The following is a 25,936-nucleotide window of genomic DNA, read 5'->3' as shown; positions in this document are numbered from 1 at the left end:
CAGCTACATAACTGAATGAAGACCTCCCAGAACCACTGACCGGGTACGCCGGACAGACACCCCCGGAACGGAGGCCGGGGCCCCAACCTAGAGGGGACGGACTGGGAACAGACCTTCGTTGAATGAAAGAGGAACTGCCGCATGGCACGTCTAGTAGGCGTCGACCTACCGCGCGATAAGCGTATGGAAATCGCGCTCACCTATATCTATGGCATTGGCCGGACCCGCTCCAAGGAGATCCTGGCCGCCACGGGCATCAGCCCCGAGCAGCGCAGCAAAGACCTGACCGATGATCAGGTGACGCAGCTGCGTGAATACATCGAAGCCTCTCTCAAGGTGGAGGGTGACCTGCGCCGCGAGGTGCAGGCCGACATCCGCCGCAAGATCGAGATCGGCTGCTACCAGGGCCTGCGCCACCGTCGCGGCCTGCCGGTGCGCGGTCAGCGGACCAAGACCAATGCGCGCACCCGCAAGGGCCCGAAGCGCACCATCGCCGGCAAGAAGAAGGCTAGGTAACCCCGATGGCACCACCGAAGAAGGGCGCCGGCTCCGGCCCCAAGAAGGCGCAGAAGACCCGCCGCCGGGAAAAGAAGAACATTCCCCTCGGCGCCGCGCACATCAAGAGCACGTTCAACAACACCATCGTTTCGATCACCGACCCGCAGGGCAACGTGATCGCGTGGGCGTCCTCGGGCCACGTCGGCTTCAAGGGCTCGCGTAAGTCGACTCCGTTCGCCGCGCAGCTGGCTGCCGAGAACGCTGCCCGCAAGGCGCAGGAGCACGGCGTCAAGAAGGTCGACGTGTTCGTCAAGGGTCCCGGCTCCGGCCGCGAGACCGCCATCCGCTCGCTGCAGGCCGCCGGCCTCGAAGTGGGCGCGATTTCCGATGTCACTCCGCAGCCGCACAACGGTTGCCGTCCGCCCAAGCGGCGCCGGGTCTAAGGGAGGCTTGAACTAATGGCTCGTTATACCGGACCCGTCACTCGCAAGTCCCGTCGTCTGGGCGTCGACCTCGTCGGTGGCTCCAGCGCGTACGAGAAGCGTCCTTACCCTCCCGGCCAGCACGGCCGCGCGCGGATCAAGGAGAGCGAATACCGCCAGCAGCTGCAGGAGAAGCAGAAGGCCCGCTTCACCTACGGCGTCATGGAGAAGCAGTTCCGCCGTTACTACGCCGAGGCCGTGCGGTCCTCCGGCAAGACCGGTGAGCAGCTGCTGCAGATCCTGGAAAGCCGTCTCGACAACGTCGTGTACCGCGCTGGCCTGGCCCGGACTCGCCGTCAGGCGCGTCAGCTGGTCTCGCACGGTCACTTCACGGTCAACAACGTGAAGGTCGACGTGCCCAGCTACCGGGTGTCGCAGTACGACATCATCGACGTCAAGGAAAAGTCGCTGAACACCTTGCCGTTCGAGGTTGCACGCGAGACCGCCGGCGAGCGGCCCATCCCGGGCTGGCTGCAGGTTGTCGGCGAGCGCCAGCGCATCCTGGTGCACCAGCTCCCCGAGCGCGCGCAGATCGACGTGCCGCTCACCGAGCAGCTGATCGTCGAGTTCTACTCGAAGTAATCGCCGGTAGCGATCCTGCTACAGGCCCACTGACCGGCATCAAATAGCGGGTGCCGAGAAGGAGATAGAAAAGAATGCTGATTTCTCAGCGACCCACCCTGTCCGAGGAGACGCTGGCCGAGAACCGGTCGCGCTTCGTCATCGAGCCCCTGGAGCCCGGATTCGGCTACACCCTGGGCAACTCGCTGCGGCGCACCCTGCTGTCGTCCATCCCGGGCGCGGCCGTCACCAGCATCCGCATCGACGGCGTGCTGCACGAGTTCACCACCGTTCCCGGGGTGAAGGAAGACGTCACCGACATCATCCTCAACCTCAAGAGCCTCGTGGTGTCCTCGGAGGAGGACGAGCCGGTCACCATGTACCTGCGCAAGCAGGGACCGGGTGCCGTCACCGCCGGTGACATCGTTCCGCCCGCCGGCGTGACCGTGCACAACCCCGACATGCACATCGCGACCCTGAACGACAAGGGCAAGCTGGAGATCGAGCTCGTCGTCGAGCGCGGTCGCGGCTACGTCCCGGCCGTGCAGAACAAGGCCTCGGGTGCCGAGATCGGTCGTATCCCCGTCGATTCCATCTACTCGCCGGTGCTCAAGGTCACGTACAACGTCGACGCCACCCGCGTCGAGCAGCGCACTGACTTCGACAAGCTGGTGCTGGATGTCGAGACCAAGAACTCGATCACCCCGCGTGACGCCCTGGCCTCGGCCGGCAAGACGCTGGTTGAGCTGTTCGGTCTGGCACGTGAACTCAACGTCGAGGCCGAGGGCATCGAGATCGGGCCGTCGCCGGCCGAGGCAGACCACATCGCTTCGTTCGCGCTGCCCATCGAGGACCTGGACCTGACCGTCCGGTCGTACAACTGCCTCAAGCGCGAGGGTGTGCACACCGTCGGCGAGCTGGTTGCCCGCACCGAGTCGGATCTGCTGGACATCCGCAACTTCGGTCAGAAGTCCATCGACGAGGTGAAGATCAAGCTGCATCAGCTCGGCCTGTCGCTCAAGGACAGCCCGACCAGCTTCGATCCGTCCGAGGTCGCCGGATACGACGTTGCCACCGGCACATGGTCGGACACCGGTTCGTACGACTTCGATGGCGATCAGGACTTCGCCGAAACCGAACAGCTCTAAACACAATCCGTCCCGGTCCTACCTGATACGGGGGCCGGCCCCGAATAGGAGATAGTCGCAATGCCAAAGCCCACCAAGGGTGCCCGTCTCGGCGGGTCGTCTTCGCACCAGAAGGCGCTGCTGGCCAACCTGGCCACCGCGCTGTTCGAGCACGGCCGGATCAAGACCACCGAGACCAAGGCCCGCGTGCTGCGGCCCTACGCCGAGAAGCTGATCACCCACGCCAAGAAGGGTGGTCTGCACAACCGGCGCGAGGTGCTCAAGAAGATCCGCGACAAGGACGTCATCCACGCCCTTTTCGAGGAGATCGGTCCGTTCTACGCCGATCGCAATGGTGGCTACACCCGCATCATCAAGGTCGAGAACCGTAAGGGCGACAACGCGCCCATGGCGGTCATCGAGCTGGTGAAGGAGAAGACGGTTACCTCTGAGGCCGACCGCGCTCGCCGGGTCGCTTCGACCAAGAAGGCCGAAGAGGCCAAGGTCGAGGAGACTCCTGCTGAGGATGTCGTCGAGGTCGAGACCGACACTGCAGACGATGCGGCTGCCGAGGCGGAAGGCGCGGCGGATGCCGCAGCCGACACGGCTGAGGCTCCCGAGGCCGAGGACGCAGACAAGAAGGAATGACCTTTGGTCACACCTGAGAACCAGCCCGCTACCGGAGACGGTGGCGGGCTGGTTCGTTTACGGCTCGATATTGCCTATGACGGAACCGATTTCGCGGGATGGGCCACTCAAGTCAACCAACGTACGGTCGCCGGGGTGCTGGGTGAGGCATTCACGACGATCGTGGGCGAGCCGGTCTCGCTGTACGCCGCCGGGCGCACCGACGCGGGCGTACATGCCACGGGCCAGGTAGCGCATCTCGACATCCCGCATGCTCGGCTCCCAGAAATCCTCGGTAGATCCCGCTCCGCGGATGCGCCTGAGTTCGGCAGGCTGATCCGGCGGCTGTCGCGTTTCCTGCCCAAAGACGTGCGCGTGCTCGATATACGGCGTGCCCCCGAGCATTTCGACGCGCGGTTCTCGGCCCTGCGGCGGCACTACGAATACCGGTTCTCCACGGCGCCGTTCGGAGTGCTGCCTCTAGAGCGGCACGATGTCGTCGGATGGCACCGCCCGCTGGACGTCGGGGCGATGGCCGAGGCTTCGCAGAAACTATTGGGGCTGAATGATTTCGCGGCCTTCTGCCGCCATCGTGACGGCGCCACAACGATACGTGAATTGCAGCGGTTCGACTGGACGGTCAATGGACATCAGGTGTCCGCGCACGTGAGCGCCGACGCGTTCTGCTGGTCGATGGTGCGGTCGTTGGTGGGTGCCGTGCTGGTAGTGGGGGAGGGTAGACGGCCGGCGCAGTGGTGCGCGGACCTGCTCAAGAAGGAAAGGCGTTCAAGCGATTTCGCGGCTGCACCGGCGCGTGGTCTGACACTGGTCGGTGTGGACTATCCGCCCGACGACGAGATGGCGGCTCGCGTGTTGATCACGCGTGATGTTCGAGTCCGGAAGGATTGACTACTCGCTGGGCTCGGCTTCGCCGTGGCGGTTGAGTTTTGAGGCAACGAACGCCGCGGCCTCAGCGGGAAGTCCGGTGCGTTCATACGAGGTGTGGGCGTCCCAGCTGTTGTTGGGACCGGCCATGCAGATCGGGTCTCCTTGATTGCAGAGATCGATTGCCCGCGAGCCGAATACGCCGGCGATACCGCTCAGCGGGCCGCCCGTACGGTGGGTGGCGTTGCCGAACGTCGCGATAGCCGCGATGCGGTCACCTACTGCGGGAGGTAGGGGGCGGTTGAACCCGATGCCCACGTTCGGAACACCGATGATCGTGTCGATTACCTCCGCACCCATCGAGTACCCGCCGATGACGAGCTTGGTCCGGGGGCAACTGGCTGCCACAGCTTGCAGGTGATTGCTCAGATCATTGGCCCCGCCGCCGGCCGAAAAGATGCCGGCGTCGTAGTTGACGGGGTAGACGTTCATGCTGGCCCCGGTCGCCTCGATGCGCGGGGTCAGGGAGTCCACGAACTCACCGCCCACGCGGCCCAACCCGACTGGCTCCTTGCGACCCCGTGCAAATGAGACGTCTACGTCCGAACACGGATCTGCCGACGCGTGAGGCACCGCATAGACAAGCCCGACAACATTCGCCGCCGACAGCGCGAACACCGTCAGGGCGACAAGATAACTCAGGACAACGCCGACCCTCGTGCCCCGCTGATGCGTGGTCACACCACGATGCTACGGGTCAGCGAGGTCTTGTGTGCCTTTTCTCTAGAGCTTGCCCGCCACGAAAGACGCAGCCTGAGCGGGCAGATTTGTCTGCTCGTAGGTCTGGTGCGCGGTCCACGAGCGGCCGCCCTCCTGGCAGACCGGGTCGCCGGGATTGCACTGATCGATCCACCGTCCGGCGAGGGGGCCGGTCATGCCACCGCCGCGCCGGTCGATGTTTCCGAAGGTCGCGATTCCCCTGATCCGGCCAGCGACGTCCGGCGGCGGGTTGTTGGCGACGTCGTCCACGACGGTCGCGCCCATGGAGTATCCGCCGATCACCAGCTTGGTGTTCGGGCAGGATGATGCGACGTCGCTGAGGTGTGCGCGCAGGTCATCGGCACCTTCTCCGGTGGAGAGCAGTCCGGCGCTGTAGTTGACGGGGTAGACGTTCATGCTGCCGACCTTGGGGCCGAGGGCGTCAACGAATGCCTGACCCACGCGGCCGAGGCCGGGCGGCTCATCACGGCCGCGAGCGAAGGAGACGTCCACGGCGGCGCACGGGTCGGCGGTCGCGGTCACCGGCTGCGAGATGGTCACCAGGCTGATGAACATGAGCAGAGCGGCGAGCGGGAATCCCCACCGGCGGACGTGCGCGATTGCAGGTGAAACAGCACTGTACGTCGTCACACGGGAATGCTACGGGTAAGTCAATCTAGTTGTCATATCGGTGCGGTATGGGCCATGTCACCTGGGCGGAAGCGACCCCAGGAACTCAATCATCGCGGTGTTGACCGCGTCAGGCCGCTCCATCTGCACGAAGTGTCCGGCCCCCTCGACGATCAGCACCGACCGCAAACCGGGAACGAGATCGGCCATAGCCGTCATGGGGTCGCGGCCGAGCATTTCCAGGACCGGATCAGCCGATCCGGCGATGAAGGTCACCGGTACGCCGATGGGTCTGTCGTGCAGGTGCTCATTCTGGGACCACACCAGATCCTCGGCCCGGTACCAGTTGAGGCCACCAGTGAATCCCGTGTGCGTGAATTCGGCCGCGTAGTAGTCGAGATCCTGCTCGGAAAGCCAATTCCATGGCAGGGGAGGGGGACTCGGAAGGACATCTAGGTAGCCGTTACGTTTGTCGCCCACGCGTGCCGGGTGGTCCCAACAATCCAGATAGCGATTTGCCCCGCTGAGAGCGTGGAACAGTGTGGCCAGGAATGTCTTTGGCTGCGCATCCAGCTCGGACTCTGCCACGCCCGGCTCCTGGAAGTACTCCAGATGTGTGAAGTGCTGAGAGGCAAGGTAATTGAATCCAACGCTCGGTGTTACCGGGAGTCGCCGGGTGCGCGGTACCGACAGCTGGATCAGTGCGCGAACTCGATCCCCCGCCCAGGCGGGCATGTCCCACACCAGATGTGCCCCGAAATCGTGTCCGGAAAACACCGCATCGTGCAGATCCAGCGCGTCCAACAAGCCGACGAGGTCGTTGACCGTGGTGCTGCGGTTATAGGCGGTTACGTCCCGCGGCGCCGTGGTGCGTCCATATCCGCGCATATCCGGCGCGATGGCCCGATATCCGGCTGCAGACAGCGCGGCCAGCTGGTGGCGCCAGGTGTACCAAAGCCCGGGAAAGCCATGGCACAGAACAACCGCCGGGCCTTCGCCCTGTTCGGCGACGTGCATGTCGATTCCATTGACCGGCAGCTGACGGTGGGTGATCTGGGAAACAGTCACCCAGGCGAGGCTAGTTCACCCGGGCGGCAGCGAAGTCCGCAGCCTGCGCAAAGAGTGCCGGCGGGTATGTGGTGTGGGACTTCCAGCTCTCGTTGTCGCCCGCCATGCAGACCGGGTCGCCGTCATTGCACAGGTCAAGGACGCGATCGGAGTAGGCGCCCGCGAGGTTCTGGATCGGGGCGAAGCGGTTGACGATGTTGCCGAAGGTGACGATCGCCCGAATGCGGTCACCGACCTCCGGGGGAACCGGATTGGTGAAGTTGAAGAAGTCCCCGATCGAAACGGGACCCTGGAAACCCAGCGCGGTGTCGACGACACCGGCGCCGAGGGAGTAACCGCCCACCACCAGCTTGGTGTTGGGGCATGAGTTGGCCACCGATTGCAGGTGGGCACTCAGGTCGTTCGCTCCGCCGCTGACGTCAGTGTTGGCGTCGTACCGGACCGCGTACACACCAACGTCTTTGACGCGGTTGCGCAGCGCGCTGATGAATCCGTCGCCGATGTTTCCGACGCCTGGCGGCTGGGAACGCCCGCGGGCGAAGGAAACCTCGACGTTGGGACAGGCCGCCGAAGCGGTGGTGGGGAGGATGACCGCGAGACCCGTGGTCATCATGATTGCCGCAACCGAAACAACCGCCGCGCGTGCGGCGGCGGTGAACAACTTACTGGCTGGGCGTGGATTCGGCTGTAGCGTCACACACTGAGGTTACGGATAATTCGCTGTCACTGCCATGTGATTTCAATCCCGCAGGTAAAGAAGCCGAGAGCCCGGCTGCGCTGGATTCGGCATCCGCCGAGGTATCCGCGCCCTGATGTGCCAGAACCAGACCCGCGAGAATGACCGCGGCGCCCACGTACTGGATGGGTGCGATGGTTTCCCCGAGCAGCACCCACCCCGCGATCACCGCGCACAGTACTTCGGTGAGCGCGATCAACGACGCATAGCTTGGCTTGAGTCGGGCGATGGCGGCGATGCCGGTGAGATAGGCGATCGCGGTGGTGACCACTCCGAGAATGAGGATGGGCACGTAGACCGGTGCATGCCAGCCCGCGACCTGCACATCCTGAGTGGAAAAGGTCATCGGCATGATCCCGGTGAGCCCGAAGCCGCCGACCGCGATGGTGCCGACGAGTAGCCCGCTGGTGGTCAGCGTGATCGGTTGCAGCCCTTGCGCCTTGCCGCCCGCGCGGTGTGACGAGATGAAGTAGTACGCAGCGCATACCGCCGCGCCCAATCCCCACAGCACCCCCACCGGCTCTACGCGGGATCCGCTGAAGATGTTGAGTACCAACAGCATTCCAACTAGCGCGAGGGCCGCGCCGGCAAGTACCCGGGTGTGTGGACGGTGCCGGGTGGACAGCCAGGTCCAGGCGATAACCAGGATGGGGCTCAGGAACTCCAGGAGCATCGCCACGCCGACCGACATGTGCCGGACGGCGCCGAAGTAGCAGAACTGGGCACCCGCCACGGGAATGATCCCGTACAGTACAACGACTTTGGTGTGTCGCCTGGCTTCGGAGAACCATCCGGGTGCCGCGATGCAGGCGGCCACGACCATGACCGCGGCGCCAGTGGCCAGGCGCGCGGTGACGACGGCTGTCAGAGACCAGCCTGCCGCCATGAGTGACTTGGCGAAGGGGCCGGAAAATCCGAAGGTGGCGGCTGAGGCGAGGGCGAGGACCACGCCCGCCCGGAAAGTCGCCCTGTCGTTCACCGCACCTCCCGCGTGTCATGAGTAAAATCGAATACGGTCATGACGGTATAAGTGAAGGATGTCAGGTGTCAAATGCTTTTCACTCATGACACGGAGCAGGGGCTGAAATCTGCGGCTGAGCTGATCAACACCGCCCGCAACGATCGGGAACTGCTCCCTGATCCGGACGCCCTGCCGCCGCTGTTGGATCGGTACGGCTGGACCGGCAGGCGTGACGGCGATGAGGCCGAGCTGCAGGCCGTGAAGACGCTACGGACCCGATTGGGCGATATCTGGGCGCATATCAACGACGAGGAATACGTGGTTCGGCAGGTCAACGCGTTGCTGGCCGATACTCACGCCTCGCCGTGGCTCACCCGGCATGTCGAGGAACCCGATTGGCACCTGCACATGGCGGCCAGCGACGCGCCGCTCGCGGACCGCCTCGGTGCCGAGACCGCCATGGTGTTCGCGGACCTGGTGCGCACCGGCGAACAGCGGCGTTTGAAGACCTGTGCCGCCCCGGATTGTGATGCCGTCCTGATCGACCTGTCGCGCAACAGATCCAGGATGTTCTGTGACACCGGAAACTGCGGTAACCGGCAGCATGTGGCCGCCTACCGGGAGCGCATGCGCGACGAGCCCTGAAGCCGCGAAACTTCTACTGTGCGAAAGCCTGTATCGGCCGGCCCAGGTAGGCCAACTCATCGCTGACCGTCACGAGGCGGACCTGGATGGTCTCGCCAGCGGCGGTCAAGAGGATGTGGTCGCCGTAGCCATTGGGCTGGTCGATGATGACATCCGGCCGGGCGGGCAGTGCGTCGTACTCGCTGCTGATGATGTGTAGTGCCGTGCAGTTGCTCGGAAGTGCGGTCGGCTGCATGCCGTCCACCACGGCCAGCGTGCATCGAGGGTCGATAAAGCCCGGGCCACTGGCGAATTGGATGCGGTTGGCGTCGCCGATCGAGGTCACCATGACATCCCACATGTGGGGACGGTCGGTGTAGACGGCCACAAGTGCTCCGATCGCCACCGCTCTGAGCACCACCTGTTGGCATACGTAGAGTTCGGCGCGGACCACCACGGTGTGAACGCCCTGGCCGGACAATCGTGCGGCGATCGCGCGGCCGGACATATCCGAGCCGATCAATTGTCCGCAGCCCGATGTCGGCAGATGAATGCCGTCGAGTTCCTCGTTGCTCATCTCGATGCTGCGGGTCAGGTACTCCAACCCGATGGCCCCCACGGGAAGTCCGGCGAAGAACGCGTCGCGCTGACTCCCGTTCAGTGAGGTCATGCCCGTGGAATGGCGTATCGGAAGTTGTTCGTCGGTTGCCCACCGCACCAGTGCGCCAACCGATGTGCGGCCCTTCGCGGCCGGGCGCAGCCGAACCGTCACGGTGGTCTCCAGCGTGGGCCGCGCCCACAGTCCCGTGAGGGTGGCATCGGTGATGTACCACGGGTCAATTCCCATCGCGACGTTGTAGGAGTCGATGAGCATGAGCCCGCCCCACTCCTCGTGCATGGGTGCGCCCGCGTGCTGCCGGAGCATTTCGGCGCTGATCCGGTGAATCTGGCCCGCCTGCAGGATGGTGCTGGCGCAGTGGGCCGCCGCCAATGCCCGGCGGACCCGTGCGGTGGCGATGACGGCACATCGTTCCGCGCCACGCCGGCTGCCTCCGCGGCGGAAGACCGCGTCGACGTTCGCGCCGGGGTCGAATCTCAGTACCACCCAGACGGTGCGGATGGCGACGGCAGGTAGCGGGCCCACCAGCCGGTCGTACCCGCCGCGCAGGACCGTGCCTTGTGCTGTGCGTTGACCGTTGCTGATGACGTCGATGCTCTCCAGCTCGATGTCGTTCTGATGCATGCACTCCCGCAGCACGCGCAGGGGCACCAGTGAGTCGGTGGCGCAGTGGTCCGGGGTGATGACGGAGGGGTGGCGTTGGGTTGCGCTGACTTCCAGCACCGTGATGAGTTTGCCATTCTCCCAACGAGTTCCGGTCCAGCTGTCCTGGCTGCTGGGGGTGTCGGCGATGCTGCCCGAGCTTCGGTAAGTGCGGCCCGTCAGATACTTGAATCCGGTAACTGCCCAATGCCTGACCGTCTGACCGCCCCAACGGCCGAGGGCGAGTGCCAAGGCCGCGATCGCGATCAACAACGCGGCCCACCACGGCCAGCCGAACAGCAAGGAAATCAGGACCGCGGCGAGAATCAGCAGTTGCGAGGTCACCATGATCTGGATCGGCATCGTGGCCCGACGTACCTGTTCCGGCGCGGCTCCGCTCAAGGTCATCGTTCCCCCTTTCGTCCCGCCGTGATGCCGCGCCGACCCGACTCGGGCATCGCGGTGGCCACCCGCAACCTATCGTGGTTGCCCAGTATTGCAATAGGCTGCATGGCCGTGTGGCTGGTACGTACCATCTGACAAGATCCGGGGGCGGACCTAGCCGCATCGTTGGGTCGTAGATCCGAGTTCCGCAGACTTCCTGGAGGGGGACGATGGCGCGACAACCGACCACCCGACTGCAGGTAAGCGGGTACCGGTTTCTGGTGCGGCGTATGGAACACGCGCTGGTTCGCCGTGACGTCCGAATGATTCACGACCCGATGCGATCGCAGTCCAGTTCGCTCATGGTCGGCATCGCGCTGGCCGCTGTCGTCGTCGCCGGATGTGCGATCTTGGCGTTCTTTCGGCCCAACATGCCGCTGGGTGATCAGCCCATCGTTATGGCCAAAGACACCGGCGCCGTCTACGTCCGGATCCAGGACACACTTCACCCCGCACTCAATTTGGCGTCGGCCCGGTTGATCTCCGGGAACAACGAGAATCCCAGGCCGGTCAAGGACTCGGAGCTGGCCAAGGCGCGGCGCGGCCCGCTGGTCGGGATTCCCGGTGCGCCGGCCTCTATTCCGGGGCCGCTAACCGGGGACGACACCATCTGGACGGTGTGCGATGTCGCGACGTCCCCGCCGAGCTCCACGGTCACTTCTACGGTGATCGCCGGCAAGGTGACCCTCGAGAACGGCAACCAGGAGATGCCGAAGGACAGGTATGCCCTGGTGACGGTGAACAGCCAGATATATCTGCTCTACGACGGCAAGCGCGCCGCGGTGGACCTGACGAACCCCGCGGTGACCCGCGCGCTGAGGCTGGAAGGTGTGCAGCCCCGGCCGATCTCGATGTCAGTCCTCAATGCGATTCCGGAGGTTCCGGCTATCGCGCCGCCGCCCATCCCGGATGCGGGAAGGTCTTCACCTATCACCACTGGCGGTATTCGAGTCGGGTCGGTCATCAAGATGAGTCGCGCGGACTCTGCCGAGTATTACGTGGTGCTCTCGGACGGAGTGCAACGCGTCAACGAGGTCACCGCCGATCTGATCCGGTTCTCCGACTCTCAAGGCGCGCAGGACATCGTCACCGTCGCACCGGATGTGATCTCGGGACATCAGAGTCTCAATGTGCTTGCGGTACAGACTTTTCCAGACCGCGCGGGAAAGATCGTGGATGTCCCGGAGAAGTCGGTGCTGTGCAGCAGCTGGAAGCCCGGTCAGGAGAAAACGCAGGAGCACGCCTCGACAAAGCTTTTGATGGGTAACTCGCTGCCGTTGACGACCGATCAGGTTCCGGTGGTGCTGGCGCAGGCCGACAAGGAGGGCCCTAACCTCGACACGGCCTATATTCCACCCGCGCGCAGCGCCTTCGTGCGGTCCACCGGTTTGGGCGGCGATTCCGGGCGCGCCGAGTCTCTCTACCTCATCCTCGATACCGGCGTGCGTTTTGGCATCGGGAATCTGGAGGCCGCAAAAGCTTTGGGGCTCACGGTTGAACCCGTTCCTGCCCCATGGCCGGTCGTCGGGCTGCTGCCGCCGGGGCCTCGACTGAGCAAGGAAGACGCACTTGTCGTGCACGACGGAATGCCACCGGACAAGACAGGTTTGGCCATCAATCCGTCGGCATCGACTACAGCGCCTGCCTAAAGTGCCACCGCCGTTATTCTATTCGGTGGAGTTGTCCCGGCCCTGTCGGAGCTTGCGGACCGGCGCGAGCATCGCCAGCGCCGCGGCGAGGAATGCCGCGCAGGCCGCTATTCCGATGAGAGCGACGCGTCGTGGTCGTGGGTCGGGTGGCGCGGGTGCGGGCGGCAGCTGCAGCTTCTTGGCCGCGTTGGCGCGGGCAAGATCACTGGTGGTACCGAGGTCGTCGCTGATCGCCGCCAGTGCGTCCACTACGCCGTAGCCCAGATAAGGGTCCCAGCCGCCCGGAGGGCGGTGTGCGGTGTTCTTGATGCGGTCCATCACTTCGCGCGCGCTGAGCTGAGGGAAGCGTGAACGCACCAGCGCGACAACACCACTGACGACCGGCGCGGAGAAACTGGTGCCCTGGATGGGTACCGGGCCTTGCTCGCCCATGTAGGCGTTGGTCAGCGCATCACGGTTGGGGTCCAGCGATACGATGTCTTCGCCAGGAGCAGAAACATCGACCCAGGGGCCACCGAGACTGAATTTCGAGGGTTGCCCGTCCAGGCCGATCGAGCCCACCGTCAGGACGAGGTCGTTGTACCAAGCCGGACTCACCGTCTCCAGGAGGGAATCCCAGTCCGGGGTGTTGGGCCGCGCCGGATCCGGTGGAGGGTTCTGGTTTTTGCACTGGCCGTCGCCAACATTTCCCGCGGCAACGACCACCACCACGTTCTTGACGTCCACGGCGTATTGCAGGGCAGCGCCCAGCGGGCGGTCATCCAGGAATTGTTTGGCGGAGGCGCAGGCCACCTCGGAGATGTTGATGACGGTGGCGCCGAGGTCGGCCGCAGTGCGCACCGCCATGGCTAGGGTGTCGACGTTTCCGACACCGCTGATCTTGGAGGGATCGTCCCTGTCGCCCCCGCCGCCCTTGTTCTTCACCGCGAACTTCGCGCTGGACTGACGAATAGTGATAAGACTGACATCGGGTGCGATACCGCTGAACGCGCTCGCCCCGGTGGGATCTGGTGCGGCGGCGATAATTCCGGCCACGATGGTGCCGTGTGCATCGCAGTCCTGGGTGCCGTTGCCGCCTTCGAAGACGTAATCGCCGCCGGGGATCAAGGGTGGCAGCCGCGGACTGCGCGCCACACCCGTATCGATCACCGCGACCGTCTGGCCCGCGCCGCGCGATAGCTGCCAGACCAACGGTAGATCCAACCCGCGCTGCTGGGTAGGCACCTTGTTGAGATCGCGCTTGGGATCAATGCCGGGGAATCGGCACAGTTCCTTCTGTTCCGTGGGTTCGACGGGAGCGGGAGGTCGCGGGCCCGGGAGCATGCTCGGATCGACAGGAAGTGGCGCGAAGGCGTGCGCGGTCGCCAGCATCTGCATCGAACCGGTCGCCAGCTGCGATGACATCGCCAACATCACAACGGCCGCAGTGGTGGCGACGCGGCGGGCCACGCCGAGGTTCATGGCAGGTTCAATCCCCGTACGGCGCTGTACACGCCGCACACCCAGACGGCAATCGGAACGATCAGCGATAGAGCCATGTATTCGATGATCTCCACCGTGCGGCGGGCCACTGGTGAGTACTTGCGGGCCGACACCACGAAGCCGAGGGCGATGGCGCAACCGGCCGCGATCGTTGTCAATACGGTAGTGAACACCGCCGCCGTCGGGTACGCGACCGCGATGAACGCGAATGCCGCGGTCGGAATTGCCAAGCCGCCCAGGTTGATCGCGACCGTCTGTGCGAGGTCGGCGTGCGAGCGTGCCCGAAGCATCATCGCCAGCGCGATCAATCCGGCGAGCACCACACCACTGAATCGGTGTGGGCCGGTGGGGTGATGTTCGCCCGCCCCGGGGAAGGTCAGTGCCGCCAGCATGGCCCCCGCCGCAGTGACGGTGGATGTGCCGCACACCAATCCGGTCAGTACTGCGTGCGCCCTCAGCGCCTTCTCTCGAAGGTCGGGCAGCGGCGGCAGGGCCGTGGCGTCCTCGACATCATCACCCTCGGTATCGAGTCCGTCGAGACCTTCGATGGCGTCGATCGGCGCCGTCGAATGTTCGGGACGCGAAGGTGCGCCCTGGGTGGGCACCGGGGGAAGCGGCAGTCGGGCGAGCACCATGGCCACGCGCGGAGAGAGCGCCAACGCGCAGATGCCGACCGAGCCGAGCACGGCACCGAGGCTGTAGATCGGGGGAGCGAAAAGCACGTAACCCAGGGCTGCTCCGAACCCGAGCAGGGATGCCGACGCGGCCGCGACAAGGGACATCGTTCCGGTGCCGGTCGCGCGCATGGCGAGGATGGATACGACCATCGCCACCATGAGTGCCAGCATCACGTGTGGGGCGCCGTACTTTCCCGGTACGAACAGCGCCCCGGCCACCGCCGAGAAGGCGACGGCGCAGTGGCTCAGCATCACCGAGGCTAGGGAATCGTCATAGACCCGGTTGGCGAACACTGCGGCGGTGATGGACACCAATGCGATCGCCACCGCGATGATGGGAAGGAGCAGCCCGGGGTTTGTGGCGCCGGCGTGTAACAGCGCCGTAGCGCCGAGCACGGCGGCCAGGCCGCATGCGGAGGCGCCGAGTATCCGGGCGGCAGTCCGGCTCCACGGATGCGCCGACACGGTCCGGAATGTGGACACAGCAAGGAAGACGTCGTCGAACAGCGGATCCGGTGCAGCCACGTCGGACGCGGTGAGAATCAGTTGATCGCCATCGCGGACCTCTAGCTCTCCGAGGGTGCTGGACATCTGCATGGGCGGCTGACCCGGCCGGGACAAACGCCAATGCGTTTCCACAGCGTCTTGCGGGCTGGTCAGTTCGGGAACGCCGACATGTTGGTTGATGATGTCGACTATCGAGCCGACCAAAAGCGCCAGCGGGACACTCGTCGGCAGCGCCAGATCGACCTGGGTGCGCTCAGCTTGAATGGAAACGCGGCACAGTTCGAGTACTGCCGAACGCTGCCCGGCGCCCGACTGTGCATGTGTCATGCTGTGCCCCTGCCTGCCCCCACGGTCGTTGATCTTTGCGCATGCACACTAGCCGAACGCTGGTGAGCGTCGCCAGCGGTTCGGCGCATCCGGGCGAAGGCCGACCATGAGACCAGCGGTAGCAGCGATCTTGTGAGCGAATTCGTTGCGGCACCGGATATAACGGCTCTATCCTGTAGCCCGCCGTGGGCGGGGCGGTAGCGTGAGTACCGCAGATTGCCACAGATGTGACGCGGGGGAACCGGAGGGCCTGAGTGAGCGCGGGGTGAACACCACAATATTCATTCGTCGGCCTCGTCTTGCTGTGCCTCGTGTCCCGGGCGGTGAGGTCAATGTGCAGCCGCCGCCGGAGATTCCGCGGCCGGTCCCGTCTCCGATCATTGCGAAGATCATGCCGCTGGTCATGGTGATCGCCATGGTCGGCATGATCGCCTTCTTCGTCACCTCGGGGAGCTGGGGTGGCGGGGCGGGCGGCGGGATGATGCGCAACCCGATGTTCATGCTGTTCCCCATCATGATGATGGTCTCGATGGTCAGCATGGTGTCCAACAGCGGGGGCAAGGGAGCCAAGACCGGCGAAATCAACGAGGACCGCAAGGATTACCTGCGTTACCTCGAAGTGGTGCGCAAGAACGTCACCGACACCGGTGCGGCCCAGCGCAAGGCCTTACTCTGGAACAACCCGGATCCCGCCGCGCTCTGGACATTGGCCGGTGGCCGTCGTATGTGGGAGCGGCGTCCCGCAGACATTGACTACTGCCATGTGCGTGTAGGTGTCGGGGATCAGCGTCTGGCGGCCCAGTTGGTGGCGCCGGAGATCGGCCCGGTTGAAGAACTGGAACCGGTCGCATCGGTGGCGCTGCGCCGGTTCGTGCGGACACACTCGTTAGTGCCCGAGCTGCCTATTGCGTTGAACCTGAGAGGTTTTGCGGCCGTCACCATCGATGGTTCACCGGAGGTGGCGCGAGGCATGTTGCGCGCCATGATCTGTCAGCTGGCGATGTTCCATGGGCCGGATCAATTCCTGGTGGCTGCGGTGGTCAATCGGCATGCGGCGCCGCACTGGGACTGGCTCAAGTGGCTTCCGCACTCCCAGCATCCGAGCGCGTTCGATGGCGTCGGCTCTTCTCGACTCGTCTACCACTCGCTGGGTGAGGTCGAGGAATCGTTGGCGTCGCTGATCACTGAGCGGGAAAGGTTCTCGCGGACCGCGCAGCCATCCGCTGACCGGCCGCAGATTCTGATCATCGTCGATAGCGGCACGCTGATCGGATCCGAACGCCTCATTGTCGACCACGGCATCGATTCGGTGACTCTGGTCGAGATCGGTACCAGAGTGGATCCGCTTGCGGCCCGTCGCGGTATGCAGTTGGAGCTGACCGAACGCGGGCTGGGCGCGAAGGGCAACGTCGGGTCCGAGGTTTTCGCCCACCCGGATCACCTCACCGTCACGGAGGCGATGGCGTGCGCGCGCCGCCTGGCGCCCTACCGGGTACTGACGGGCAGCGGCGACGAGGTTCAGATCCAGACGGAAGTCAGCACGCGCTGGTCCGATATCCTGGGTATCGGTGATCCCGGGCTACTCAACCCGGAAGTGGTGTGGCGGAATAGGGTTGGCCGTGACAGGCTGCGGGTCCCGATAGGCATCGCGGTCGACGGCACTCCGATGGAGCTGGATATCAAGGAAGCCGCCGAGAACGGCATGGGTCCACACGGGCTCTGCATCGGTGCGACCGGCTCGGGTAAGTCGGAGTTCCTGCGCACGTTGACACTCGGCATGATCGCGACCCACTCGCCGGATGCGCTCAATCTTGTGCTCGTCGACTTCAAGGGCGGGGCGACATTCCTCGGCTTGGACCGGGCACAGCATGTCGCGGCCATCATCACCAACCTCGCTGAAGAAGCAAACCTGGTGTCCCGCATGAAGGATGCGCTCGCCGGCGAGATGAACCGGCGCCAGGAGTTGCTGCGTGCCGCGGGGAACTTCGCCAATGTCACCGAGTACGAGCGTGCCCGCGTCGCGGGCGCGTCCCTTGCCCCATTGCCGGCACTGTTCATCATCGTCGACGAGTTCTCCGAATTGCTCAGTCAGCACCCGGACTTCGCGGAGCTGTTCGTGGCAATCGGCCGGTTGGGCCGGTCGCTGCATGTGCACCTGCTGCTTGCTTCGCAGCGTCTGGATGAGGGTCGTCTACGCGGGCTGGAATCACACCTCTCCTACCGGCTGTGCTTGAAGACATTCTCGGCCAACGAATCCCGTGCCGCCATCGGTGTGCCGGATGCCTATCATCTGCCCAACACCCCCGGTTCCTGCTACCTCAAGGACGACTCGGGGGAGCTGACCCGGTTCCAAACCTCTTATGTGTCTGGTGCGTATGTGCCGTATGGGCCGGCGCGTCGAGCCGTAGCCTCCACCGGAACCGGAGCCGCGCCACGGTTGTTCACCGCGGCGCCGGTGGCGCTGCAAATGCGTCCCGCAGAAGTAGCCGAAGATGACACTCCAGCCGTATCCGAAGGGGTAATAGGGCGGTCAGTCATCGACACAATCCTCGATCGCGTTGAGGGGCATGGCAATCCGGCTCACGAGGTGTGGCTTCCGCCACTTGACGATTCGCCCACGTTGGGCGACCTAATTCCTCGTCATGGTCGTGCCGGTTTCGACGCGGTGGGCAGTCTGACTGTACCGATCGGAATCGTGGACCGGCCGTACGAGCAGCGACGCGACCCGTACATCGTCGATCTGTCCGGGGCGGCGGGCAACGTCGCCATCGTCGGCGCACCACAGTCCGGGAAGTCGATGGCTATCCGCACCCTGGTGACCTCGCTTGCGGTGACACACAGTCCCGCGCAGGTGCAGTTTTACTGTCTGGACTTCGGTGGTGGCACGCTCACGTCATTGGCGCAGCTACCGCATGTCGGTTCGGTGGCCAGCCGCCTGGAATCAGATCTGATCCGGCGCACATTCGCCGAAATGCTGACGATTGTCAGATCACGCGAGAATGCCTTCCGCACCTATGGAATTGACTCGATGGCCGAGTATCGGCGACGTAAGGGTGTCGGTGACCCACAGCTTGCGAATGATCCTTTCGGCGACGTGTTTTTCATCATCGATGGCTGGTCCACCGTACGTCAGGAGTTCGAGGCTCTCGAGCCGCAGGTGACCGCGCTTGCGGCGCAGGGGCTCGGTTTCGGTGTGCACACGGTGGTCACGGCGTCGCGCTGGGCCGAGATCCGTCCGGCCCTGAAGGACCAGATTGGCACGCGCGTCGAGCTTCGTCTCGGTGATCCGCTGGACTCGGACTTCGATCGCAAGCTGGCACAGCTTGTTCCGGATGGCAGGCCGGGCCGGGGTATTACCCGCGACCGTCGGCACATGCTCATCGGATTGCCGCGCGTCGACAGTGTCTCGTCGAATCAGGACCTTGGTGAGGCGATCAGTGTGGCCGCGGCGAGTATGCGCCAACGCAGTACGGCGGAAGCACCGATGGTTCGCATGCTGCCGCACAAGATTGATTACGCCGCACTGGTTCCGCAGGCACCCCAAAACGATCAGCCGAACCTGCGCATCCTCGTCGGTATCAACGAAACCGAGCTGGCTCCGACGTTCCTGGAATTCGGCGAGCAGCCGCACATGATGATCTTCGGCGACAGCGAGTGCGGCAAGACCGGCTTGTTGCGCACCATGTGTCGTGAGATCGTCCGCACTACTACCCCGCAACAGGCGCAGTTGTTCATCGTGGACTATCGGCGCACCTTGCTGGGTGTCGTCGAGAGCGAGCATCTGGCCAAGTACGCAATGTCGAGTAATACCTTGGTCGATGAGGTGCCTGCGTTGATCGAGCTCCTCAAGTCGCGCATGCCGGGACCCGATGTGACTCAACAGGAGTTGCGGGACAGGTCATGGTGGTCTGGCCCGGAGATCTACATCCTGGTCGACGACTACGACCTGGTGGCTTTGCCGAGTGGAAACCCGCTGCTGCCGCTGGCGGAGTACCTGCCACACTCGAAGGACATCGGCCTGCATGTTGTGATCGCACGTCGCACGAGCGGTGCCTCGCGGGCGATGTTCGAGCCAATGATGGCGCGCATGAAGGACCTGTCCTGCATCGGTTTACAGATGAGCGGCAACAAAGACGAGGGTGTGCTGCTGGGGACGGTCAGACCGAGTGAGCAGCCGCCGGGCCGTGGCACCCTGGTCATGCGCTCGGGCGGTCAACAGCTGATCCAAGTTGCTTGGAGCGATCCGCGGTGACTCTGGATCGCGACCCGCAGATAGGGCCGCGGGTGGCGATCGAAGTGACCGAGACCGCAGTCCGGGCGCGAACCGAGGTCGGCATCCGCGAGGCCGGGCATTCCGATGTTCGGTCGGCGGTCGCCGCGCTCGATGATGAGATCGCTCTGTTGCCAGATCGCGTGGTTCCGTCGCGCGCGCTCTGGGCAGCCCTGTTCGAATCGTTGCTCACTGACCAGAATGCGCCGGTTCGCCTCGATTCGATGCAGCTGATCCATCCGACGGCGTGGAGTCCTGGACGGCGCACTGTGTTGTCGAATGCCGCGCGGATGATGGCCGCGACGCTGACCGTGCGGTCGCGCGCCATCGCTCTGGCCCAGCGCGGTGTGCGCACCGATTTGTCGGGGCGCTCCCTGGTGGTGGTCGAGGTGTCACCTGGTGAGGTCGCCGTCATCGTCGTGGCGCACGGCTCCGCCGGTGAGCCGGAGGCGACGGTTCATCATCTCGAAGAACGGTCCTGGGAGACCAAGAGCGCCGCAGATGTTGCGCGCGCCGTGGCGCGTGCCGTTGAGGAGGTGGTCCGCAGCGAATCGACGGGAGTCGCCGCGATCCTCGTCGACTCGGCCGATAGTGAGATGGGTGAGGCGATCGTCGGCGCGGTCGATCGGATCGGCTTGACTCCTGGGGTATCGCAGGTCGCCGAGGATTCGGTGTTCCGCGATGTCGGTCAGGCCCCGCGGGGGCCGGCGTTCGTCGATGAGCAGGCCGAAGAGCCCGTTGTGGCCAGAAGGCCCGAATGGACAACCGCACCGCCCGCAAGGTCCACGCCGCGGCGCCCCGCGTGGTGGCCGCTTGCCGCGATTGGCCTGGCCGCGGCCGTGGTTGTGACCGGTGTTGTCTTGACCGTGGCCTCCACGCGCGAGCGGCGACCGTCGCCCACGGCACCCGTCGCCGCGACATCACTGCTGGTAGAGGGGCATGTGCAGTTCATGGTGCCCGCCGATTGGGCAGTACGGCGTATCCCTGCGGGCGGTGCCGGCTCAGCGAGGGTCGAGGTGATCTCACCCGTGGACCCCGAGGCGGTCGTGCACGTGACTCAGGTGCGGGTGAATCCGACAGAAACTCTGGCCGCAACCGCCGAGACATTGCGAGCTGCCATGGCGAAGGAGTCGCCGGGGGTATTCACAGATTTCAAAGCCGACGACCGCAAGGCGGACCGGCCAGCTGTCACCTACACGGAGGTTCGCCCGGGGCATGACATCGTATGGACCGTGCTTCTGGACGACGACCTGAGAATAGGTATTGGCTGTCAGTTTATGAGAGATAGCTACGTCGATGTTCAAAAGGCTTGTGATATGGCAATACGAACCGTGCGAAAGGTAATCTCGGGTAACTAGCGAGATTGCTGGAAAAAAATCTGGAAAAGATGGAACCGATCGAGCATTCAGGCCATCGTATGTAGGTGTAAGGACAAAACCGGCCAGAAACCGGAAGTCACACCCCGTGACTGGCCGGGCCTGGGGACAAGGGAGGAACTGAAGTGGCTGTTTTCCAGAACGACCTGGCGCTGCTCGACCAGACTGCCAAGAAGATCGACGGCAAGTACCAGGAGTTCACTGCGATGCAGAACCAGCTGCGGGACCGTGTAGCGGTGGGTACCAGCACCTGGCAGGGGCAGGCGCGGCATGCCTTTGACGAGGCGATGGCTCGTTTCGATCAGGAGATGGGTGACATCCAGAAGGTGCTGATCGGGATCCACGACACCATGGAGTCGAACAAGCGTCGCATCCAGGAAATGGACGAGGGGCAGACCTTTTAAGCGTCCCGCAATAGTCATCAAGGCATCACATAGCAAAGGGGATTGACCATGCAGATCACGTATAACCACGGCGAGATCGACGCGCTGGTTGCGGATGTCAAGGGCATCATCAACAAGTTCCAAGCCGGTCTAGAAGAGCTGCGACACGATATCGATCCGTTGGTCCAGCAGGCCCAGGGCCAGGAGGCGACTGCTTATCAGGAATACCAGAAGGCTTGGCACCAGTCGGCTCAGGATCTGAACCAGATCCTGACTCAGCTCAACTCCAAGGTTGATCAGGGTAACCAGGACGCGCAGCACACCGACCAGAGCGCTGCGGGAGCCTGGCACTAATCATCCCGGCAGCAATGAAGACCCTGTGGGGCCTTGGCGGAGGAGAGCCGCCAAGGCCCCACAGTTTTTTGTGGAAGCATCCGGGGTGCTCACACGGCGGGCTCGACCGCGTTTTGACCTGCGGTGACGTCGCCCGGTAAGCTCCTCCGTTGGCGTGCGGTATGTCATCGCACACGAGGCTCGGGTCACCACTGGTCGCCGAGATCAACCTCCACCGTCCGCCATGACCAGCGCTCCGAACGGCAACAGCCGTCCGGGGATCCACCCGAGTAGACAAGGAAAGACTGTGCCTACCTACACGCCGAAGGCGGGTGACATCACCACAAGCTGGTATGTCATCGACGCCACGGATGTAGTGCTCGGCCGTCTTGCCGTTCAAGCAGCCACCCTGCTGCGCGGCAAGCACAAGCCGACCTACGCCCCGCATGCTGATGGTGGCGATTTCGTCGTCATCATCAACGCAGAGAAGATTGCCCTCAGCGGCAAGAAGCTCACCGACAAGTTCGCCTACCGTCACTCGGGTTTCCCGGGCGGTCTGCGTAAGCGCAGCATCGGCGAGCAGCTGGAGAAGTTCCCCACTCGCACGGTGGAGAAGGCAATCATCGGCATGCTGCCCAAGAACAAGCTTGGCCGCCAGATCGAGCGCAAGCTGAAGGTGTACGCAGGTCCCGAGCACCCGCACGCCGCGCAGCAGCCGATCCCGTTCGAGATTAAGCAGGTGGCTCAGTGACCGATATCGCCGAAGAGCAGACCCCCGAAGAGAACGCGGACATCGCAGTGGACGGCGGCGACCAAGCGGTCGTCGAGGTCGTTGTTGAGGATTCCGCCGAAGAGACTGCCGTCAAGGCCGCTCCTCGTGGGCCCGTCGTCATCGACAAGCCCATCCAGACCGTTGGCCGCCGCAAGGAGGCCGTCGTCCGCGTGCGCCTCGTCCCCGGCACCGGCAAGTTCCACCTGGATGGCCGCACTCTGGAGGAGTACTTCCCGAACAAGGTGCACCAGCAGCTCATCAAGGCGCCGCTGGTTTCCGTCAACCGTGTGGACAGCGTGGACATCTACGCTCACCTGTCCGGTGGCGGCCCTTCGGGTCAGGCGGGCGCACTGCGTCTGGCCATCGCCCGTGCGCTCATCATCGTGGAGCCCGAGGACCGTCCGGTGCTGAAGAAGGCCGGCTTCCTCACTCGTGACCCGCGTGCGATCGAGCGTAAGAAGTACGGTCTCAAGAAGGCCCGTAAGGCGCCTCAGTACTCGAAGCGCTGATCGACTCTGTTCGTCCGCGTATTGCGCCGGCACACAACCTGTGTGTCGGCGCAATCGCGTTATTGGGCCAGTTTGATATGACTGGTTATGGAAGGTTTACTGCATGGGCTCACTATTCGGCACTGACGGTGTGCGTGGTGTCGCGAATGCCGAGCTGACAGCCGAGCTTGCGGTCGCGCTGGGCTCGGCCGCGGCGCGGTCGTTGGCCAGTGGTCACGCCATCGCGGTCGTGGGCCGAGATCCGCGCGCCAGTGGTGAGATGTTGGAGGCTGCGGTTGTCGCGGGTATCGCGGCAGAAGGCGTCGACGTGTTGCGAGTCGGTGTGCTGCCCACCCCGGCGGTGGCATACCTGACGGGCGCCTACGGCGCGGCCTTCGGCGTCATGATCTCGGCCTCGCATAACCCCATGCCGGACAACGGCATCAAGATCTTCGGCGCCGGCGGTCACAAGCTTGATGACTCCGCCGAGGATGCCATCGAGGCGCAGCTGGATACTCCTGCGGCACGTCCGACCGGGGCGGGCATCGGGCGTGTGCGCGACGCCGTCGACGCCCTCGACCGGTATCTGCATCATGTTCACAATGCCGCCACCCATCCGCTGAGCGGAGTCACCGTGGTGGTCGATTGTGCGCACGGCGCGGCCTCCGACGCGGCGCCCTTGGCCTACCGCGCCGCGGGTGCCCACGTGATAGACATCAATGCCGACCCTGATGGGCTCAATATCAACGACGGTTGTGGGTCAACGCATCTCGGTCCACTGCAGGCCGCCGTGAAGGCCCACGATGCTCACCTCGGGCTTGCGCATGACGGCGACGCTGACAGATGCCTTGCGGTAGATGCGGATGGGAACGTCATCGATGGCGACGCCATCATGGTCGTGCTCGCCGCGGCGATGGCGGAAGCCGGTGAACTTACCGACAACACGCTGGTCACCACGGTGATGAGCAATCAGGGATTGCATATCGCCATGCGTTCGGCGGGCATCGACGTCAAGGTCACCGGTGTCGGTGACCGCTATGTGCTGGAGGAGTTGCGCGCGGGCCAATTCGCCTTGGGGGGCGAGCAATCCGGCCACATCGTGTTGCCCTCACTGGCCACTACCGGAGACGGGATCGTCACCGGCCTGCGTCTCATGTCCCGGATGGCTCAAACAGGTAAGTCATTGGCCGATCTTGCATCCGCGATGCGTAGCCTGCCGCAGACGCTGATCAACGTGCCGGTCTCGGATAAGCACACGGTGGCGAAGGCGCCCGAGGTGCTTGCGGCCGTCGCCGCTGTGGAGTCTGAGCTTGCGGGCAATGGCCGAATCTTGTTGCGTCCTTCCGGAACCGAGCAACTCGTTCGTGTCATGGTGGAGGCCGACGAGCAGTCGACCGCACAGCGCCTCGCCGAGCGGGTGGCCGAGGTGGTCGGCGCGGTCTAGGCGCGCGCCAGGCTGCGGGTGTACAGCGCGGAACCCGCGGCGTCGCACAGGGTGACGGTGAGATCGCCGCTTGTGCCGTCGATATCGACCTGCCCGAAATGCTGGTAACCGTCCAGCGGTGACTGCTGATCCGGCGGTGCCGCGTGGACGTAATCCGCTCGAGGTCCGAAGGTTCCGTCGAGTGGCTTCTCCTGGCCGGCGCCGGCATGCAGTGGACCCGACACAAACTCCCAGAACGGGTCGAAGTCTGTGAAGGCGGCACGCGCAGGCGAGTATTCATGCGCCGCGGTGTAGTGCACATCGGCGGTCAGCCACACCACATTGCGGACCTGTCGCGCTTTCAGTTGCGAGAGGATGTGTGCCAGTTCGGTTTCTCGCCCCAGAGCGGGGCCGTTATCGCCATTGGCGACGGCCTCGAAGTTCGTCTTGCCGTCGGGTACCACCAGCGCCAGCGGCAGGTCATTGGCGACGATCTTCCATACTGCCTTGGATGAGGCCATGGCGTTGATCAGCCATTCGGTTTGGCGGGCGCCGAAGATGGCGCCATGCTGCTGCCGGTTGGTGGAGTTGGGATCCTTGTAGCTGCGCATGTCGAGGATGAACACGTCCAATAGCGGACCGTATGAGACTCGTTGGTACACAAGGCCGTCAACAGCTTCGCGGCGTTCGGTTGGTTGCCATTCATGGAATGCCCGGTGCCCGTGTTGTGCGAGCACATCGACTCGCTTTTCGGTGTACTTGTCGTTCTCCAGAATCTCGCCCGGATACCAGTTGTTGAGCACTTCGTGGTCATCCCACTGCACTAGTTGCGGAACGTGCGCGTTGAAGTAGCGGTAGTTTGCATCGGTGAGGTTGTACGCGTGTTGGCCGCGATACTGGTCGAGTGTCTGTGCCACAGCGCTTTTCGCCTCGGATACCTCGTTGCGCCATATCCGTCCGTCGGGCAGGGTCAATGTTTCCTGGATCGGAACATCCGCGTACACCGTGTCCCCGCTGTGCAGGAAGAACTGCGGATTCCGGTCCGCCATGGTGCGGAAGATCCTCATCCCGCCGACGTCTGGATTGATGCCGAATCCTTGTCCCGCCACATCGCCGGACCAGATCAGTCGCACGTTTCGTGCGTCGGTCGGTGCTGTCCGGAAGACGCCGGTAACAGGCTCACTCAGGGCTCCATCGGAGTCCAGTGTGATCCGGTAGTGCACCTCGGAGTCCGCGGGCAGGCCGGTGAGACGCAGTCGGCCCGTTCCGTCGGTCTCGGGTGTGAGGATCGGCCCGGTGAAACGTCGCACGTTCGAGAAGCTTTCGGTGGCAGCTGTTTCGACGAGCATGGTGGCCGGGCGATCCGAGCGGGCCCAGACCAGCGCCCCGTCGGAGCGGGGGAATCCGCTTGCGACTCCATGCGTCAGTCTCGGACGAGTAGTCACCAACGCCGGCCCGCATGCCGCGGCCGGGGCAACAGCGAGCCCAAGCAGGGCGGCACGCAGGACCGTGCGGCGCGGAATGGCTGTCATCCCACCACCTTCGGGGTGGCAGGCAAACGTACGCCGAACGCTACGCGAACGGCG

General features: G+C 64.3%; 24 protein-coding genes. 15 read left to right on the top strand and 9 right to left on the bottom strand.

The window, feature by feature from the left end; genetic code table 11:
- Positions 1–141: 141 nt before the first annotated feature.
- From rpsM to truA, 6 genes are all read left to right on the top strand, one after another.
- Positions 142–516 carry a 30S ribosomal protein S13 gene (rpsM, locus tag AOT83_RS25480; protein ID WP_030096736.1) on the top strand — a complete coding sequence of 125 codons (375 nt, stop codon included), beginning with the start codon at positions 142–144 and terminating at the stop codon, positions 514–516.
- Positions 517–521: 5 nt separating this feature from the next.
- Positions 522–941 (top strand): 30S ribosomal protein S11, encoded by a 420-nt coding sequence (gene rpsK / locus AOT83_RS25475; protein WP_030096737.1) that lies wholly within the window; start codon positions 522–524, stop codon positions 939–941.
- 15 nt (positions 942–956) lie between these two features.
- Complete coding sequence (rpsD, locus tag AOT83_RS25470) at positions 957–1,562, top strand: 30S ribosomal protein S4 (RefSeq protein WP_030096738.1); 606 nt, start codon at positions 957–959, stop codon at positions 1,560–1,562.
- A gap of 74 nt (positions 1,563–1,636) precedes the next feature.
- Positions 1,637–2,689: a DNA-directed RNA polymerase subunit alpha gene (locus tag AOT83_RS25465; protein WP_030096739.1), complete on the top strand. Its 1,053-nt coding sequence runs from the start codon at positions 1,637–1,639 to the stop codon at positions 2,687–2,689.
- Positions 2,690–2,749: 60 nt separating this feature from the next.
- Entirely contained in the window at positions 2,750–3,316 is a 567-nt protein-coding gene (rplQ, locus tag AOT83_RS25460) for a 50S ribosomal protein L17 (RefSeq protein ID WP_030096740.1), read from the top strand.
- Between the two features lie 3 nt (positions 3,317–3,319).
- On the top strand, positions 3,320–4,204 hold the full coding sequence (gene truA, locus AOT83_RS25455) for a tRNA pseudouridine(38-40) synthase TruA (RefSeq protein ID WP_057966425.1): 885 nt from the start codon (positions 3,320–3,322) through the stop codon (positions 4,202–4,204).
- Here the strand turns inward: truA and AOT83_RS25450 are convergent, their stop codons facing one another.
- From AOT83_RS25450 to AOT83_RS25430, 5 genes are all read right to left on the bottom strand, one after another.
- A complete protein-coding gene (locus AOT83_RS25450; protein WP_057966424.1) occupies positions 4,205–4,921 on the bottom strand; it encodes a cutinase family protein in 717 nt (238 codons plus the stop codon).
- Positions 4,922–4,963: 42 nt separating this feature from the next.
- On the bottom strand, positions 4,964–5,515 hold the full coding sequence (locus AOT83_RS25445; protein ID WP_030096743.1) for a cutinase family protein: 552 nt from the start codon (positions 5,513–5,515) through the stop codon (positions 4,964–4,966).
- A 132-nt stretch (positions 5,516–5,647) separates the two neighbouring features.
- Positions 5,648–6,637, bottom strand: coding sequence for an alpha/beta hydrolase (locus AOT83_RS25440; protein ID WP_057966423.1), 990 nt, complete (start codon positions 6,635–6,637; stop codon positions 5,648–5,650).
- A 10-nt stretch (positions 6,638–6,647) separates the two neighbouring features.
- Positions 6,648–7,298, bottom strand: coding sequence for a cutinase family protein (locus AOT83_RS25435; protein ID WP_057966422.1), 651 nt, complete (start codon positions 7,296–7,298; stop codon positions 6,648–6,650).
- A gap of 1 nt (position 7,299) precedes the next feature.
- The gene (locus AOT83_RS25430) at positions 7,300–8,352 is read right to left on the bottom strand and encodes an EamA family transporter (RefSeq protein WP_030096746.1); all 1,053 of its coding nucleotides are present in this window, start codon (positions 8,350–8,352) and stop codon (positions 7,300–7,302) included.
- A 72-nt stretch (positions 8,353–8,424) separates the two neighbouring features.
- Between AOT83_RS25430 and AOT83_RS25425 the strand changes: the two genes are divergently transcribed.
- Entirely contained in the window at positions 8,425–8,979 is a 555-nt protein-coding gene (locus tag AOT83_RS25425; RefSeq protein WP_030096747.1) for a CGNR zinc finger domain-containing protein, read from the top strand.
- Between the two features lie 13 nt (positions 8,980–8,992).
- Here AOT83_RS25425 and eccE read toward each other — a convergent pair whose 3' ends face one another.
- Positions 8,993–10,627 (bottom strand): type VII secretion protein EccE, encoded by a 1,635-nt coding sequence (gene eccE / locus AOT83_RS25420; protein WP_057966421.1) that lies wholly within the window; start codon positions 10,625–10,627, stop codon positions 8,993–8,995.
- 206 nt (positions 10,628–10,833) lie between these two features.
- On the opposite strand from eccE, the gene eccB reads away from it, so the two are divergent.
- Positions 10,834–12,312 carry a type VII secretion protein EccB gene (eccB, locus tag AOT83_RS25415; protein ID WP_057966420.1) on the top strand — a complete coding sequence of 493 codons (1,479 nt, stop codon included), beginning with the start codon at positions 10,834–10,836 and terminating at the stop codon, positions 12,310–12,312.
- Positions 12,313–12,330: 18 nt separating this feature from the next.
- Here eccB and mycP read toward each other — a convergent pair whose 3' ends face one another.
- Together mycP and eccD are read right to left on the bottom strand one after the other, a co-directional pair.
- Positions 12,331–13,773, bottom strand: a complete 1,443-nt coding sequence (mycP, locus tag AOT83_RS25410) for a type VII secretion-associated serine protease mycosin (RefSeq protein ID WP_057966419.1) — start codon at positions 13,771–13,773, stop codon at positions 12,331–12,333.
- Positions 13,770–15,305 carry a type VII secretion integral membrane protein EccD gene (gene eccD / locus AOT83_RS25405; protein WP_057966418.1) on the bottom strand — a complete coding sequence of 512 codons (1,536 nt, stop codon included), beginning with the start codon at positions 15,303–15,305 and terminating at the stop codon, positions 13,770–13,772. The genes mycP and eccD overlap by 4 nt, the downstream gene beginning before the upstream one ends.
- Positions 15,306–15,570: 265 nt before the next feature.
- On the opposite strand from eccD, the gene eccCa reads away from it, so the two are divergent.
- The 7 genes from eccCa to glmM all read left to right on the top strand — a co-directional run bounded on the left by eccCa (position 15,571) and on the right by glmM (position 24,371).
- A complete protein-coding gene (eccCa, locus tag AOT83_RS25400) occupies positions 15,571–19,557 on the top strand; it encodes a type VII secretion protein EccCa (RefSeq protein WP_057965783.1) in 3,987 nt (1,328 codons plus the stop codon).
- A complete protein-coding gene (locus AOT83_RS25395; protein WP_057965782.1) occupies positions 19,554–20,933 on the top strand; it encodes a type VII secretion-associated protein in 1,380 nt (459 codons plus the stop codon). The genes eccCa and AOT83_RS25395 overlap by 4 nt, the downstream gene beginning before the upstream one ends.
- Positions 20,934–21,076: 143 nt before the next feature.
- Positions 21,077–21,355 carry a WXG100 family type VII secretion target gene (locus AOT83_RS25390; protein ID WP_057965781.1) on the top strand — a complete coding sequence of 93 codons (279 nt, stop codon included), beginning with the start codon at positions 21,077–21,079 and terminating at the stop codon, positions 21,353–21,355.
- A 48-nt stretch (positions 21,356–21,403) separates the two neighbouring features.
- A complete protein-coding gene (locus AOT83_RS25385; protein ID WP_057965780.1) occupies positions 21,404–21,688 on the top strand; it encodes a WXG100 family type VII secretion target in 285 nt (94 codons plus the stop codon).
- A 286-nt stretch (positions 21,689–21,974) separates the two neighbouring features.
- The gene (rplM, locus tag AOT83_RS25380) at positions 21,975–22,418 is read left to right on the top strand and encodes a 50S ribosomal protein L13 (RefSeq protein WP_030096756.1); all 444 of its coding nucleotides are present in this window, start codon (positions 21,975–21,977) and stop codon (positions 22,416–22,418) included.
- A complete protein-coding gene (gene rpsI / locus AOT83_RS25375; protein ID WP_030096757.1) occupies positions 22,415–22,948 on the top strand; it encodes a 30S ribosomal protein S9 in 534 nt (177 codons plus the stop codon). Before rplM ends, rpsI begins: the two co-directional genes overlap by 4 nt.
- A gap of 103 nt (positions 22,949–23,051) precedes the next feature.
- The gene (gene glmM, locus AOT83_RS25370; protein ID WP_030096758.1) at positions 23,052–24,371 is read left to right on the top strand and encodes a phosphoglucosamine mutase; all 1,320 of its coding nucleotides are present in this window, start codon (positions 23,052–23,054) and stop codon (positions 24,369–24,371) included.
- On the opposite strand, the gene AOT83_RS25365 is transcribed toward glmM, so the two are convergent.
- The gene (locus tag AOT83_RS25365) at positions 24,368–25,882 is read right to left on the bottom strand and encodes an alkaline phosphatase D family protein (protein ID WP_057965779.1); all 1,515 of its coding nucleotides are present in this window, start codon (positions 25,880–25,882) and stop codon (positions 24,368–24,370) included. The genes glmM and AOT83_RS25365 overlap by 4 nt on opposite strands.
- Positions 25,883–25,936: the final 54 nt, after the last annotated feature.

Origin of the sequence: Mycobacteroides sp. H001 (assembly GCF_001440005.1) — a bacterium.
Lineage (GTDB): Bacteria > Actinomycetota > Actinomycetes > Mycobacteriales > Mycobacteriaceae > Mycobacterium > Mycobacterium gwanakae.
This window is presented reverse-complemented; position numbering and strand designations above follow the sequence as displayed.